The sequence below is a fragment of the Escherichia sp. E4742 genome (genome assembly GCF_005843885.1).
Classification (GTDB): Bacteria; Pseudomonadota; Gammaproteobacteria; order Enterobacterales; family Enterobacteriaceae; genus Escherichia.
The window spans coordinates 4,910,923-4,925,522 of the sequence record NZ_CP040443.1 but is presented as its reverse complement, the minus strand read 5'-3'; the positions used below and the strand labels follow the sequence as shown (position 1 = coordinate 4,925,522).

The window sequence follows — 14,600 nt, the reverse complement described above, 5'->3', positions numbered from 1 at the left end:
TCACCTGTTAGTCCAGTTCGTTGTCGAGATCGTTGTTACCAGCAGCCTGAACTGGCGCACCGGCGACACGGTTATATTTCGGGCTCAGCTGAATGTAGAGCACCGCCATAACGGTACCGATGACACCCAGAGCAACCAGGTTAAAGTTGGTGAATGCTGCGGTTACGAAGCCGAGGTAGAAGAACGGCATCAGGTAGCCAGCACGCATCATGTTGATAACCATCGCATAACCAACAACCACGATCATGCCACCGGCAATGTTCAGACCATTGGTCACCACTTCCGGAATGGCGTTCAGCATGTTTTGAACTTCGCTGGTACCAACAGAAAGCGCAACGATAACGGCCGGAATAGCCACACGCATTGCCTGCAGGAACAGAGAGGAAACATGGATCCAGGAAATCGCCGTCAGGTTGCCGTTATCAGCCGCCTTATCCGCAGCGTGCTGGAAAGCAACGGTAATAGTACGAACGATAATGGTCAGCACCTGGCCTGCTGCTGCCAGCGGAATTGCCAGCGCGATACCGGCACCGATGCTCTGATGACCAGCAATAACCAGAATGGTAGAAATAATAGAAGCCAGGGCGGCGTCAGGTGCAACAGCGGCACCGATGTTCATCCAGCCCAGCGCGATCATTTCCAGGGTACCACCGATAATAATACCGGTTTTCATATCCCCAAGAACGATACCCACCAGGGTACACGCGATTAGCGGACGGTGAAACTGAAATTCATCGAGGATTGATCCCATACCTGCGATACAGGCTACGATAAATACCAGCACAATTTGAAGAGTGGTAATCTCCATTGTACTTCTCCTGTTTACGTAAGACTTAAGTGTGAAAACTGAGTGATAATCAACACAATACGTTACTTATCGATTTTGCTGATCAGATCCATCATTTTCAGTTTCTGGTCGGTGGAAACCTTACGGACTTCCAGCTCGATGCCGCGCGCATTCAGTTTCTTGAATGCTTCGATATCTTTTTCATCAACCGAAACCGCGTTATTCACCTGAGTTTTGCCCTGACGGAATGCCATACCACCGACGTTGACTGAGGTGATTTTCACGCCGCCTTCAACGAGACGCTCAACATCTGTCGGGTTGGTAAATAACAGCATCACGCGTTCGCCCGCATATTTCGGGTTGTTGTAGACGCGAATCATTTTGGCGACATCAACTACATGCGCTGTTACGCCGGGAGGTGCAACCTGGGTGAGCAGTGTCTTACGAACGGTATCCGCAGCCACTTCGTCACTAACTACGATGATACGGGAGACATTAGTTTCTTTGGTCCAGCGGGTAGCAACCTGACCGTGAATCAAACGATCGTCGATACGCGCGAGGCCAATTACCATGTAGTCGTTTGGTCCCATCGGTTTTGCCGGAGCAGGAGCCGCTTTCGGTGCCGCTGCGGCGGGGGCGGGCGCTGCTTTTTCAACTGGTTTCGCTTTCAGTGCTTTCACACCTTCGCGGCCTGTTTCTACGGCCAGTGCTACCAGTTCGTCAAAGCTTGGGTCATCATCACGAGCCATTAACGTTTCCACTAACATTGGAATGTTAACGCCTGCGATCACTTCATAATGCTCTTTGTCGACGACAATGCGGCTGGCAGCATTGAACGGACTGCCTCCCCATGTATCAACGAGAAACAGCACGCCTTTAGTGGTGTCGAGTTTTGCCAACTGAGCGTTGTACTTTTCGATTAGCGTTTCGGCATTTTCGCCAGGAACAAAATCGATCCAGCCAACGTTTTCCTGCTCGCCTAACAGCATCTCTGCCGTTTTAAGCAACTGCTCTGCAGCCCAACCATGTGTGCCTATAACAATAGCAATGGTCACTTGCTACCTCCTTATTATTGTTAACATCTCAACGTGCCAGATGTATTTTTGAATCGTCGTCCACAATCGAATCGATTCAGATAAGGGCTACAACCAGAAACCCCCTGTGCCTCGCGATTTATTTTAGATATCGAAAAAAATATTTTATGTGATGAAGATCCGTAAATTAACTTTGAATTGACAAAATTCCGAAAGAGTAAAAAATGTTTTCACATTCATTTGCAAAGGAAGGTAAATCTTTGCCAAATCAGAGATCTCTCTGATATGTTTAACTCCCGTTTAACAACCAAGGAGTATAGGGCTGCAGCCCGCAGTATGGATCGTCACCGACGTCACTTCAGCATCAGGCCATATAGCGCCTGCCTTACTGGCATTTTTTGCCGCACCTTTTGTTTGTATTTTCTCGTTTCGCCTGCATTATTTCTGGCGCCGATTAGCTATTCCTTAAGCAGGAGCTTGTCATGGAATTCTTAATGGATCCCTCGATTTGGGCGGGGCTGCTCACGCTTGTCGTCCTTGAAATCGTGCTGGGTATCGATAACCTCGTTTTTATCGCCATCCTTGCCGATAAACTGCCGCCGAAACAACGTGATAAAGCGCGTTTGTTGGGGCTGTCACTGGCGTTGATTATGCGCCTGGGGCTGTTATCGCTTATTTCATGGATGGTCACGCTGACCAAACCGCTATTTACCGTAATGGATTTTTCTTTCTCCGGGCGCGATCTGATTATGCTGTTCGGGGGGATATTCTTGCTGTTCAAAGCGACAACCGAGTTGCATGAGCGGCTGGAAAACCGCGATCATGACTCTGGTCACGGTAAAGGTTATGCCAGTTTTTGGGTGGTCGTCACACAGATTGTCATCCTTGACGCTGTTTTCTCGCTGGATGCAGTGATTACTGCCGTAGGGATGGTCAACCATCTACCGGTAATGATGGCTGCGGTAGTGATTGCGATGGCAGTTATGTTGCTGGCATCGAAACCGCTGACGCGATTCGTTAACCAGCATCCAACAGTTGTAGTGCTCTGTTTGAGCTTCCTGTTGATGATTGGTCTGAGCCTCGTAGCTGAAGGTTTTGGTTTCCATATTCCAAAAGGCTACCTGTATGCAGCAATTGGTTTCTCGATCATCATCGAAGTGTTTAACCAGATTGCGCGCCGTAACTTTATTCGCCATCAGTCGACTTTACCGCTGCGTGCGCGTACCGCCGATGCCATTCTGCGTTTGATGGGGGGTAAACGTCAGGCAAATATTCAACACGATGCCGATAGCCCGGTGCCAATTCCGGTTCCAGAAGGTGCCTTTGCTGAAGAAGAGCGTTATATGATTAACGGCGTACTGACTTTGGCGTCACGCTCTCTGCGCGGCATTATGACGCCACGCGGTGAGATCAGTTGGGTAGATGCTAACCTTGGCGTTGATGAAATCCGCCAGCAACTGCTTTCTTCACCGCACAGCCTGTTTCCGGTGTGTCGTGGTGAACTGGATGAAATCATCGGTATCGTGCGTGCCAAAGAACTGCTGGTGGCACTGGAAGTCGGTGTCGACGTGACGGCAATTGCTTCTGCTTCTCCGGCGATAATCGTTCCGGAAACCCTCGACCCGATCAACCTGCTGGGAGTGTTGCGTCGTGCTCGCGGTAGTTTTGTTATCGTCACCAACGAGTTTGGTGTGGTGCAAGGTCTGGTTACGCCGCTGGATGTACTGGAAGCCATTGCTGGTGAGTTCCCGGATGCAGATGAAACGCCGGAAATTGTTATCGATGGCGACGGTTGGCTGGTAAAAGGTGGTACAGACTTACATGCCTTACAGCAGGCGCTTGATGTTGAGCACCTTACCGATGATGATGATATTGCGACGGTTGCAGGTCTGGTAATTTCGGCAAATGGTCACATTCCTCGCGCAGGCGACGTGATCGATGTTGGACCGCTGCATATCACCATCGTAGAAGCCAATGATTATCGTGTTGATCTGGTTCGCATTGTTAAAGAGCAACCGCAGCACGATGAAGACGAATAGCACTAACGCAATGGCATAACGGGCGTAACGTGTCGGTTATGCCTGGTGGGCGGCGGTTGGCTGCCCGCCAGCCATTTCGGGAAATCACGCAGCGGCATGGGCTGCGCGTACAAATACCCTTGTAAAATATGTACGCCATGACGGCGCAAATACTTCGCTTGTTCTTGCGTTTCAACGCCTTCCGCCACCAGTTCAATATTCAGTCTTTGCCCCAGCGCAATAATGATATCTGTCACCGTCGAGTTAACTGCATCTGAACCAATCGCCGCAGTGAAAGACTTATCAATTTTCAGCACGTCAGGACGTAACGTTTCAAGCCAGGAAAACGAACTGTTGCCGGTGCCGAAGTCATCAATCGCCAGCTTGACGTTTTTACGATGCAGTTCGCGGGCAATCCGATAATCGACATCTACCAGCGCATCGCGCTCGGTTATTTCAAGGATGAGTTGCTGAATCGGGTGAGCACTGAACCAGTACTGATTGAGATCTTTCAACAGCACGCCACGGCGAAAATGGCTGGGGGCGACGTTAATCCCAATATGAAACTGGCTGCTTATTGGAAAAACGTGGAGTTGACGGATGGTTTCCATCATCACATAACGGGTAAGCGGCACTATCAGGTGATGTTCTTCCGCAATAGGGATAAACACATCCGGCGAGATCCAACCCTGACGTGGGTTATTCCAGCGCAGCAATATCTCTACGCCAATACATTGCTGACTGCGTGCGTTTAGTAAAGGTTGACAGAATAGCTCGAACTCATGTTGCGCGAGGCCAAGATTAATTTCGCGCGAAAAACTCATTCTGTGTGCGGTTGCCAGCCATGCAACATAACCCACCAGTAAACTCAACAGTACCGCCAGCGGGAACTGGCTGGGAAGATGGTGCAACGCCAGCTCCGTCGCACCTGGTCCGCTAACGCTGATGGTAAAAGGAAAATTCTGCGATGAAACCTGGTAACGTTCATTGCCATTAAGCGGAGGTAAAGAATCAACCAGACCATCATCATAGAGTAAATGGCGATTGGCTACCGTCAGGCTGGCGTCTCTGATTTGCGGCAACTGCGGTTCCAGTAACATCGTCGTCAATAGTCCAATGTTGATCATCTCCAGAACGCCATCACCGCTATGTGATGACGAGGGATACCACTGGATCAGTACTGGGCTACCTTTAAGCAACACGCGATCGGTGGTAAGACGCAGAAGAGGCCGTGGGGCAGGCAAATCGGCTTGAATATCATGAACAGGGACATTTCGATAGCCAAAGATACTGGAGCAATAGAGCGTACCGTTTTGAACCAGGCCAATAGAACGCACGGTTTGCAGTTTGGCGGCCTGCTTGCGTAGAGGCAAATGAGTGACTGAGCAGGGGAGGCCAATCAACGGAAGTAAAAGCTCGCGTCCCGCCTGAAGGGGCTGCAAGACTTTATCCAGCTCTTCAACCGCGTGATTGGCGAAGAGGATCACCCGCTGTTGATTTAAATTACGCTGTGAAATAAATCGCACGCTTAGTGTCGCCACAAGCGTAAAGAGTGCGCAAATTGTACAAACAATCATTCGATTACGGCGATAGGTTTTAATGATCCGTTGTGCTTTTTGCATGCGGGCCGCCCTGTAAGCGTATGGCGACAAACGCCTGACGCAACAGTGGAAGTGTAGTGGGGAAAATTACAGCAGACGAGAAAGCGAAGATAAATTCGCCCATCCGTTGCAGATGGGCGAGGATAAAGTATTAGTCACACTGGACTTTAATCGCCAGACCACCGCGTGAGGTTTCGCGATATTTAGCGTTCATATCCTTTCCTGTTTCGTACATCGTTTCGATGACTTTATCCAGTGAAACTCGTGGTGCACTAGTACGACGCAGAGCCATCCGCGCGGCGTTAATCGCCTTCACTGATGCAATAGCGTTACGTTCAATGCACGGAACCTGAACCTGACCCGCAACCGGGTCGCAAGTCAGACCAAGGTTGTGCTCCATGCCAATTTCCGCCGCCACGCAAACCTGTTCAGGGCTACCGCCCAACAGTTCTGCAAGACCCGCCGCAGCCATTGAACAGGCAACGCCCACTTCGCCCTGGCAACCGACTTCCGCACCGGAAATAGACGCGTTCATTTTGTACAGTGCGCCAATCGCTCCGGCCGCCATAAAGTAGCGGGTATAAATATCAGGGCTGACCGATTCAATAAAGTGGTCATAGTATGCCAGCACTGCCGGAACGATGCCGCAGGCACCGTTAGTTGGCGCAGTTACCACACGACCACCGGCGGCGTTTTCTTCGTTTACCGCCAGCGCAAACATGTTTACCCAGTCGATGACATTCATCGGATCGTTAGACAGTTTATCGCTGGAAACCAGCATCCGGCGCAGGGCAGACGCACGGCGCGGAACACGCAGCGGGCCAGGCAATACGCCTTCGGTATTCATGCCGCGATCGATACATGCCTGCATGGTTTGCCAGACATGAGCGAAATACTCGTCGATTTCTTTCTTACTGTGCAACGCCAGTTCGTTCTGCATTGCCAGACCGGAAAGGGAATAACCGGTTTCATTACAGTACGCCAGCAGCTCGGTGGCGGATTTGAACGGATACGGCACACTGACTTCGTTGGCGGCATCGTGCCCAAAATGTTCTTCATCGACGATAAAACCGCCGCCGATGGAATAATAAGTTTTGCTGTAAACAACTGTATCGCCGTTATAGGCGTGGATTTGCATCCCGTTTTCATGCAGCGGCAGGTTACCGTTATGAAAACGCATCCCGTTGTCGCGTGGGAAATCCACTTCATGCCGTCCCTGTGCCAGCAGCAGACGTTCGCGCTCTTCTACGTCGCGAATAAAACCGGGAATACTGTCGATATCCACGGTGGCAGGTTCGTTACCTGCAAGACCCATAATAATGGCGATATCGGTGTGGTGGCCTTTACCCGTCAGCGACAGTGAACCATAAACGTCCACGGCAACGCGGGTAACGCTATCCAGTAAGCCTTTTTCGACCAGATCATCGACGAACTGTTTACCCGCCTTCATAGGCCCTACAGTATGGGAAGATGAGGGACCAATCCCCACCTTAAACATGTCGAATAGACTAATCACGATAATACTCCTGACAAGGTGACTGGACTTCCAGTAACGAACTAATAACAGCGCATAGTGTAAGAGGGAACGCGGCGACAGGCTTAACTATTCACATGAATTAAACTAATCAAAAACCGCGATTTAACTAATATTGCGATGATTGTCTCAAGTAGTGTTTTGTAGATGTAAAGATAAGTATAGTCAGGGTTTCACACCAATTTGTAGCGCCAGTTCACGAATTATGCCTGCGGTCATTCCCCATACAAAATACTGTTCGTACCAGGAAAGCCATACCCGATGCGAATCGCCACGACGGTAGATATCCAAAGGATGATAACGGCCCAAATGTAACGCCTGGGCAAGCGGCATTTCAAATACTGCGGAGACTTCATCTTCACTGGCGCGATACGGTAAATCAGGTGGGATAATGCCGACCACGGGAGTGACCTGGTAGCCCGTTACGCTATCGACAGGGGGTAACACGCCGATAACCTCAACGGCTGAAGGCGGTATGGCGACCTCTTCTTCGGCTTCACGCAGCGCAGCGGCGATAACTGACGCGTCCGTGTCATCGACCGCACCTCCAGGGAATGCGACTTGTCCAGCATGTTTGCGCAGATGAATGGAACGCTGAGTCAGCAGCAAGCCCGGCTGCGGTCGGCGGACAATGGGGATTAACACGGCAGCCTGACGATGATTTAAGGTTTCCCGGTTAATTTGCGGACGCAATAGTTGAAATCGCGATAAAAAATCATCAAGCGTCAGGCCACGGTATTCCACGTCTTACTTCTCCAGTTGCTTCAGGATACGATTAACTTTATCAAAAGTTTCCTGATATTCCGCTTCTTCCTGGCTATCAGCAACGATGCCGCCACCAGCTGAACAGTAAATCTGCCCGTTAACCGCCGTCAGCGTGCGGATGGTGATGCTGGTATCCATATTGCCGCAGAAGCTTAAATAGCCAATGCTGCCGCACCAGGCATTGCGTCGCTGCGGTTCCAGTTCATCAATAATCTCCATTGCCCGCACTTTCGGCGCGCCGGTGATTGAACCACCAGGAAAAGCAGCGCGCAGCAGATCGCTGGCATGCAACTGCTCTGGCAAGCGTGCCGTTATGGTGCTGACCAGATGATGCACGGCAGGGAAGGGCTCTACCACAAACAGTTCAGGCACTTTTACTGAACCTGGTACGGCAACTCGGCCGATGTCATTGCGCATTAAATCGACAATCATCAGGTTTTCGGCGCGATCTTTCGGTGAGTTCGCCAGTTTTTCAGCTTGTTTGCTATCTTCCTGAGGATCGGACAAGCGTGGGAGCGTGCCTTTAATCGGGCGGGTCTGGATCTCACCACCATCACAAAGAATAAACCGTTCTGGTGAAAGGCTTAAAATCACACCTTGTTCCAGACGCAGGAAGGCACTGAACGGTGCGCGGTTTGCCTGATTAAGCTGAACGAACGCCTGCCATTCATCGCCAGAATAGGTCGCGTGAAAACGCTGGGCGAGATTCACCTGATAGCAATCGCCGCTGTGCAGATATTCCTGCACCTGGCGAAATTTCTCGCCATACTGCTCGCGGTTCATATTGGATTGCCAGGCGGATGTTAACTTGAAATCTTGCTGTGGTGCTATTTGCTGGCTGTCCAGCCACGCCAGACGAGCATTGACATCACCATGGCTGAGTAGCGAAATACGCTGATGCTGGTGGTCGACGATTAGCGCCCAGTCGTAGATACCAACCGCCATGTCAGGCAAGTCGAGATCTCGTTGCGCAATTTCTGGCAGCGACTCAAACCGACGTCCCAGATCGTAGCCAAACAGCCCAAGCGCACCGCCCTGAAATGGCAAATTATTGCTATGCGACGGGTGAATGTTTGCACGGTCCAGTGCCTGTTGGAGCACTTTGAGCGGATCGTCAGTGGTCGTTGTGCGGATTTCTCCTTCACATACCCGGGTTTCATTATCGTGAGTGGTTAAAGTGCAAACGGGGTCAGCCACCACAATATCAAAGCGACTATGCGGATGGTCGGCGTAGCCGGAGTGCAACAACATCGCCCATGGCAGGTGGCTTAAGCGGGCAAAATAAAATTCAGCGGCGTCCTGACGCCAGGGTAAAGTAATCACAGCGGGAGATAACGTCTTCATCAGTCCTGACTCTACTGGCTATGTGCCGGGTAGCATGAAATAATTAGCGCCAACAATTTAGCAGGAGTTAACAATGTTTGCAGGTTTACCTTCACTCACCCATGAACAGCAGCAAAAAGCCGTTGAGCGTATTCAGGAACTGATGGCACAGGGGATGAGCAGCGGTCAGGCAATCGCGCTGGTGGCAGAAGAGCTGCGCGCCAACCATACCGGCGAGCAAATAGTGGCGCGTTTTGAGGATGAAGACGAGTAACACAAAATGATCCGTATCGATTTCGTCACGGATGACGTCCTGTATCTTGATACGGATAGCCTCATCGGCTGGGATTTTTCTGGCATGAATTTACATCGTGCCGTTTTCGACGGCATGTGCATGGATGGTGCACGGTTTAATGATGCGCATCTGCGTAATATCAGTTTTATCAAAACTTCCCTTATTGGGGGGAACCTTTCGAGATCTGCCCTGATGTGTGCCTGGTTAAACCACGCCGATCTGACGAATTGTAATTTTGCTCAGTCACGACCTATTGCTGCTGATTTTAGCCACGCACGACTTTGTGGGGCAGATTTTACCGCTGCCGATTTAAGAGGCGCTAATTTCGCAGGGACAGATCTTCAGAATGTCTGTTTTAACGGGGCGCATTATGACAAACGAACCGTCTGGCCTGCAGAATTTGATCCAAAGATTTACGGAGCTGTGTTGGTTGAGTGAATTCGGCGGAGTTTATGATGGCAAGAAAAAGACGCTTTTATGTGGTCAACAAAAGCGTCCTGATCAATTTTTGCTGATAGAGAATTAACTCATACCAGTGCTTTGAGTTCTTCTTGCATGTATGACGAAAAGTATTCTGGGTTTTTAATCACAATACGTTCACCAGACTCCATTTTTTTTGCCCATCCCACCATTTTTTCCGTGAATCCAGGATTCCAACCTTCCTGGTCGGCTCGTGCAGTAATATCGGCGACACTCGCGGGTACACCCAGATCATGCAAATATTTAAATATTCCCTTCGCCGTACTTTCATTCATAGAACTTGGCGTTGATGCTGATACATCCATGGCACCAATAAAATCCAGAGCTTTATCTATTACTGCAGGCATATTCTTTTCCTTAAAATTAACCATGTGAACAATAAGGCTATATATGACCTTAAATTGCGTCCAATATCAAAGGGATTATAATGATATCTCATTAGTTAACCTATTGACATTCAGGTATTTTAAAGGTAGCAGGTCATGGCCGTTTATGTAGTGATGTACCGCAAATTAACTGTAAATCGAATCGCTTCAGCCAGGGTTTTCAGGCAAGAAAGGTAGCAGGAAGAAAACCAGAGTAGGTTAATTCAGAGAGTTAGCATAATGATTTGATTTTGCTGATTAATATCAGTTGTGAATAAATAACGATGAATCAATAAAAATAAAGAATAAATAACCTGAAGGGGCATTACCCATCTAAAATCAGCGCTTAAACACTGGCCATTTAATTCAAAATCGGCCAGTGTTTTCGATAAATTATTGTGTGGCTTTTGCCGTGATAGAATTCTTTTTCTGGAATTAAACCGCAGCGATAATCTTAATTTCAACCTTGTACTGCGGATTCATCAGCCCCGCCTGCACCGTGCAGCGCACCGGCGCGTGACCCGCTACAACCCAGGCATCCCATGCTTTATTCATTGCCGCAAAGTCGTTTTTATCGGCAAGGAAAATGGTGGCATCCAGAATGCTCGATTTATTGCTGCCTTGTTTTTCCAGCACGGCGTCAATTTGCGCCAGCGTGTTGGCGGTTTGTTCAAAAGCATCAGCATCAAGGTTTTCTGGTACGCCAGTGTAGTAGAGCGTGTTGTTGTGGATCACCACATCAGACCAGCGGGCTTCAGCGTCGATACGAACGATAGTCATCATTATGTCCTCATTAACTTTCCATTTTTGTGCTGCAAAGACTGCCACAATGTGAGGCTGCCGTCACCACTTCAACTGGCGAAAACCAGCCTGGCCTGACATAATCCCTGTTCAAATCAACAGGGGGTAGTGTGACGGACGATTTTGCACCAGACGGTCAACTGGCGAAAGCGATACCTGGTTTTAAGCCGCGTGAACCACAGCGACAGATGGCAGTCGCTGTGACCCAGGCGATAGAAAAAAGCCAGCCGCTGGTGGTGGAAGCGGGAACCGGTACAGGCAAAACCTATGCTTACCTTGCCCCTGCGCTGCGGGCGAAAAAGAAAGTCATTATCTCGACGGGCTCAAAAGCGTTGCAGGATCAGCTCTACAGCCGCGATTTGCCGACGGTGGCAAAGGCGTTGAAATACACGGGCAACATGGCGTTGCTGAAAGGGCGCTCAAACTACCTCTGCCTCGAACGACTTGAACAGCAGGCGCTGGCGGGTGGAGATTTGCCAGTACAAACCTTAAGCGATGTGATCCTGCTGCGTTCCTGGTCAAATCAGACGGTAGATGGCGATATCAGCACCTGCGTTAGCGTGGCGGAAGATTCGCAGGCGTGGCCGTTGGTCACCAGCACCAACGATAATTGTCTCGGCAGCGACTGCCCGATGTATAAAGATTGCTTTGTGGTCAAAGCGCGCAAAAAAGCGATGGACGCCGATGTGGTGGTGGTAAACCATCATCTGTTTCTGGCAGATATGGTGGTGAAAGAGAGCGGATTTGGCGAACTGATCCCGGAAGCAGACGTCATGATCTTCGACGAAGCCCACCAATTGCCGGATATTGCCAGCCAGTACTTCGGTCAGTCGCTTTCCAGTCGACAATTACTTGATTTAGCGAAAGATATTACCATTGCCTACCGCACCGAATTAAAAGATACCCAACAGTTACAAAAGTGCGCTGACCGTCTTGCCCAGAGCGCGCAGGATTTTCGCCTGCAACTCGGCGAGCCGGGCTATCGTGGCAACCTGCGCGAACTGTTAGCCAATCCGCAAATTCAGCGAGCGTTTTTACTGCTCGATGACACCCTTGAACTTTGTTATGACGTGGCGAAACTGTCGCTGGGACGCTCCGCCTTGCTGGATGCGGCATTTGAACGCGCCACGTTATATCGCACACGACTGAAACGGCTAAAAGAGATCAATCAGCCGGGCTATAGCTACTGGTACGAATGTACATCACGCCATTTTACCCTGGCGCTGACGCCGTTAAGCGTGGCGGATAAATTCAAAGAGTTAATGGAGCAAAAGCCCGGAAGCTGGATCTTTACCTCGGCAACGCTGTCGGTGAATGACGATCTGCATCATTTCACTTCGCGGCTTGGTATCGAACAGGCTGAATCGTTGCTGTTGCCCAGCCCCTTTGATTACAGCCGCCAGGCGTTACTCTGTGTGCCGCGCAATCTGCCGCAAACCAACCAGCCAGGTTCTGCTCGCCAGTTAGCGGCAATGCTGCGACCGATCATCGAAGCTAACAACGGTCGTTGCTTTATGCTTTGTACCTCGCACGCCATGATGCGCGATCTGGCTGAGCAGTTCCGCGCTACCATGACGCTTCCCGTATTGTTGCAGGGGGAAACCAGCAAAGGGCAACTGTTGCAGCAATTTGTCAGTGCCGGTAACGCGCTTCTTGTGGCAACCAGTAGTTTCTGGGAAGGGGTGGACGTGCGTGGCGATACATTGTCATTGGTGATTATCGACAAGTTGCCGTTTACCTCGCCGGATGACCCGCTGTTAAAAGCGCGCATGGAAGATTGCCGTTTGCGCGGTGGCGACCCGTTCGATGAAGTGCAACTACCAGATGCCGTCATTACTCTCAAACAGGGAGTAGGGCGACTGATTCGCGACGCAGACGATCGCGGCGTGCTGGTGATTTGCGACAATCGGCTGGTGATGCGCCCTTATGGCGCCACTTTCCTTGCCAGCCTGCCGCCCGCGCCGCGTACCCGTGATATTGCCCGAGCGGTTCGTTTCCTTGCGATACCATCCTCCAGGTAATTTGTGATGGAGTATGGTATGATGCGCGCCTTTTTATTGATCTAAGCACGAAGACCCATGCGAATTCTGGCTATCGATACCGCGACAGAGGCCTGCTCTGTCGCCCTGTGGAACGACGGTACTGTCAATGCTCATTTCGAGCTTTGCCCTCGTGAACATACTCAACGAATCTTACCGATGGTGCAGGATATCCTGACCGCCAGCGGAACCTCCCTGACTGACATTAACGCTCTGGCTTACGGGCGCGGCCCCGGTAGTTTCACCGGCGTGCGCATCGGTATTGGCATCGCGCAAGGACTGGCACTTGGTGCGGAGCTCCCGATGATTGGCGTCTCCACGCTAATGACAATGGCGCAAGGGGCGTGGCGCAAAAACGGCGCAACTCGCGTACTGGCAGCCATTGACGCGCGAATGGGCGAAGTTTACTGGGCCGAATATCAGCGTGATGAAAACGGTGTCTGGCACGGTGAAGAAACCGAAGCCGTACTCAAACCAGAACGCGTTCATGAACGGATGCAACAGCTTTCCGGTGAATGGGCGACCGTGGGTACAGGCTGGCAAGCCTGGCCGGATCTCGGTAAAGAAAGCGGGCTGGTTTTGCGCGATGGCGAAGTGTTACTGCCCGCTGCAGAAGATATGCTGCCCATTGCTTGTCAGATGTTTGCCGAGGGTAAAACGGTGGCGGTGGAACATGCCGAGCCGGTTTATTTGCGTAACAACGTCGCGTGGAAGAAACTTCCGGGCAAAGAATGAATCTTAAGAGTATGCCCTGAGAAAAAAGGAGTCGCATCATGGCGGTTCAAAACAATGTTATCAAAGGCATACTGGCAGGTACGTTTGCGCTAATACTGAGCGGTTGTGTCACTGTGCCGGACGCCATTAAAGGCAGTAGCCCAACGCCGCAACAAGATTTAGTTCGGGTGATGAATGCGCCGCAGCTGTACGTTGGTCAGGAAGCGCGATTTGGCGGTAAAGTGGTTGCGGTGCAAAACCAGCAAGGGAAAACCCGCCTGGAAATTGCCACTGTACCACTCGACAGCGGAGCAAGGCCGACGCTGGGAGAACCGTCGCGTGGGCGCATTTATGCCGATGTGAATGGTTTTCTTGATCCGGTCGATTTCCGAGGCCAGCTGGTGACAGTTGTCGGGCCAATCACCGGTACGGTTGACGGTAAAATCGGCAACACGCCATATAAATTTATGGTAATGCAGGCAACGGGTTACAAACGTTGGCATTTAACCCAGCAGGTGATTATGCCGCCACAGCCGATTGATCCCTGGTTTTATGGTGGGCGAGGCTGGCCCTATGGCTACGGCGGATGGGGCTGGTATAATCCTGGTCCCGCGAGAGTACAAACAGTTGTAACTGAATAATTGCTTGTTTTTAAAGAAAAAGAAACAGCGGCTGGTCCGCTGTTTCTGCATTCTTACAGTAAAGATAAAAATAAATAGTGACGCGCTTCGCAACCTTTTCGTTGGGTAATTATCAAGCTGGTAAGATGAGTTAATATTATGTTAACAGCATGTTTATCACTTGGGGTTGCGATGACGACGAACACGCATTTTAGAGGTGAAGA

Annotated in this window: 15 protein-coding genes; 7 read left to right on the top strand and 8 right to left on the bottom strand. The window is 50.5% G+C overall.

Going from position 1 to position 14,600, the window contains the following annotated elements:
* Positions 1-7: 7 nt before the first annotated feature.
* Both manY and manX read right to left on the bottom strand, forming a co-directional pair.
* Positions 8-808, bottom strand: a complete 801-nt coding sequence (gene manY / locus FEM44_RS23985) for a PTS mannose transporter subunit IIC (protein ID WP_000406930.1) — start codon at positions 806-808, stop codon at positions 8-10.
* A gap of 62 nt (positions 809-870) precedes the next feature.
* Positions 871-1,842, bottom strand: coding sequence for a PTS mannose transporter subunit IIAB (manX, locus tag FEM44_RS23980; RefSeq protein WP_130223509.1), 972 nt, complete (start codon positions 1,840-1,842; stop codon positions 871-873).
* 315 nt (positions 1,843-2,157) lie between these two features.
* On the opposite strand from manX, the gene FEM44_RS25815 reads away from it, so the two are divergent.
* On the top strand, positions 2,158-2,316 hold the full coding sequence (locus tag FEM44_RS25815) for a protein YoaL (protein ID WP_276319693.1): 159 nt from the start codon (positions 2,158-2,160) through the stop codon (positions 2,314-2,316).
* The gene (gene yoaE / locus FEM44_RS23975; RefSeq protein ID WP_135522288.1) at positions 2,304-3,860 is read left to right on the top strand and encodes a CNNM family cation transport protein YoaE; all 1,557 of its coding nucleotides are present in this window, start codon (positions 2,304-2,306) and stop codon (positions 3,858-3,860) included. Before FEM44_RS25815 ends, yoaE begins: the two co-directional genes overlap by 13 nt.
* Positions 3,861-3,862: 2 nt before the next feature.
* Here yoaE and FEM44_RS23970 read toward each other — a convergent pair whose 3' ends face one another.
* From FEM44_RS23970 to pabB, 4 genes are all read right to left on the bottom strand, one after another.
* Complete coding sequence (locus FEM44_RS23970) at positions 3,863-5,461, bottom strand: EAL domain-containing protein (protein WP_135522289.1); 1,599 nt, start codon at positions 5,459-5,461, stop codon at positions 3,863-3,865.
* 130 nt (positions 5,462-5,591) lie between these two features.
* On the bottom strand, positions 5,592-6,956 hold the full coding sequence (gene sdaA, locus FEM44_RS23965) for an L-serine ammonia-lyase (RefSeq protein ID WP_130208430.1): 1,365 nt from the start codon (positions 6,954-6,956) through the stop codon (positions 5,592-5,594).
* Between the two features lie 183 nt (positions 6,957-7,139).
* Positions 7,140-7,718: a CoA pyrophosphatase gene (locus FEM44_RS23960; protein ID WP_064529235.1), complete on the bottom strand. Its 579-nt coding sequence runs from the start codon at positions 7,716-7,718 to the stop codon at positions 7,140-7,142.
* A gap of 3 nt (positions 7,719-7,721) precedes the next feature.
* The gene (gene pabB, locus FEM44_RS23955) at positions 7,722-9,083 is read right to left on the bottom strand and encodes an aminodeoxychorismate synthase component 1 (RefSeq protein ID WP_135522290.1); all 1,362 of its coding nucleotides are present in this window, start codon (positions 9,081-9,083) and stop codon (positions 7,722-7,724) included.
* A gap of 73 nt (positions 9,084-9,156) precedes the next feature.
* Here pabB and FEM44_RS23950 point away from each other — a divergent pair, with 73 nt between their 5' ends.
* Positions 9,157-9,336: a YoaH family protein gene (locus tag FEM44_RS23950; protein ID WP_130218763.1), complete on the top strand. Its 180-nt coding sequence runs from the start codon at positions 9,157-9,159 to the stop codon at positions 9,334-9,336.
* Between the two features lie 6 nt (positions 9,337-9,342).
* Positions 9,343-9,795 carry a pentapeptide repeat-containing protein gene (locus FEM44_RS23945; RefSeq protein WP_135522291.1) on the top strand — a complete coding sequence of 151 codons (453 nt, stop codon included), beginning with the start codon at positions 9,343-9,345 and terminating at the stop codon, positions 9,793-9,795.
* Between the two features lie 89 nt (positions 9,796-9,884).
* Here the strand turns inward: FEM44_RS23945 and FEM44_RS23940 are convergent, their stop codons facing one another.
* Both FEM44_RS23940 and FEM44_RS23935 read right to left on the bottom strand, forming a co-directional pair.
* Positions 9,885-10,184, bottom strand: a complete 300-nt coding sequence (locus tag FEM44_RS23940; protein WP_064529232.1) for a DUF1889 family protein — start codon at positions 10,182-10,184, stop codon at positions 9,885-9,887.
* A gap of 453 nt (positions 10,185-10,637) precedes the next feature.
* A complete protein-coding gene (locus FEM44_RS23935; protein WP_010376144.1) occupies positions 10,638-10,982 on the bottom strand; it encodes a RidA family protein in 345 nt (114 codons plus the stop codon).
* 131 nt (positions 10,983-11,113) lie between these two features.
* Here FEM44_RS23935 and FEM44_RS23930 point away from each other — a divergent pair, with 131 nt between their 5' ends.
* The 3 genes from FEM44_RS23930 to yeaY are packed head-to-tail and all read left to right on the top strand — an operon-like array spanning position 11,114 to position 14,397.
* Positions 11,114-13,024: an ATP-dependent DNA helicase gene (locus tag FEM44_RS23930; RefSeq protein ID WP_135522292.1), complete on the top strand. Its 1,911-nt coding sequence runs from the start codon at positions 11,114-11,116 to the stop codon at positions 13,022-13,024.
* A 57-nt stretch (positions 13,025-13,081) separates the two neighbouring features.
* Positions 13,082-13,777 carry a tRNA (adenosine(37)-N6)-threonylcarbamoyltransferase complex dimerization subunit type 1 TsaB gene (gene tsaB, locus FEM44_RS23925; protein ID WP_135522293.1) on the top strand — a complete coding sequence of 232 codons (696 nt, stop codon included), beginning with the start codon at positions 13,082-13,084 and terminating at the stop codon, positions 13,775-13,777.
* 38 nt (positions 13,778-13,815) lie between these two features.
* The gene (gene yeaY, locus FEM44_RS23920; protein ID WP_130218769.1) at positions 13,816-14,397 is read left to right on the top strand and encodes a Slp family lipoprotein YeaY; all 582 of its coding nucleotides are present in this window, start codon (positions 13,816-13,818) and stop codon (positions 14,395-14,397) included.
* The last annotated feature ends 203 nt before the right edge of the window (positions 14,398-14,600 follow it).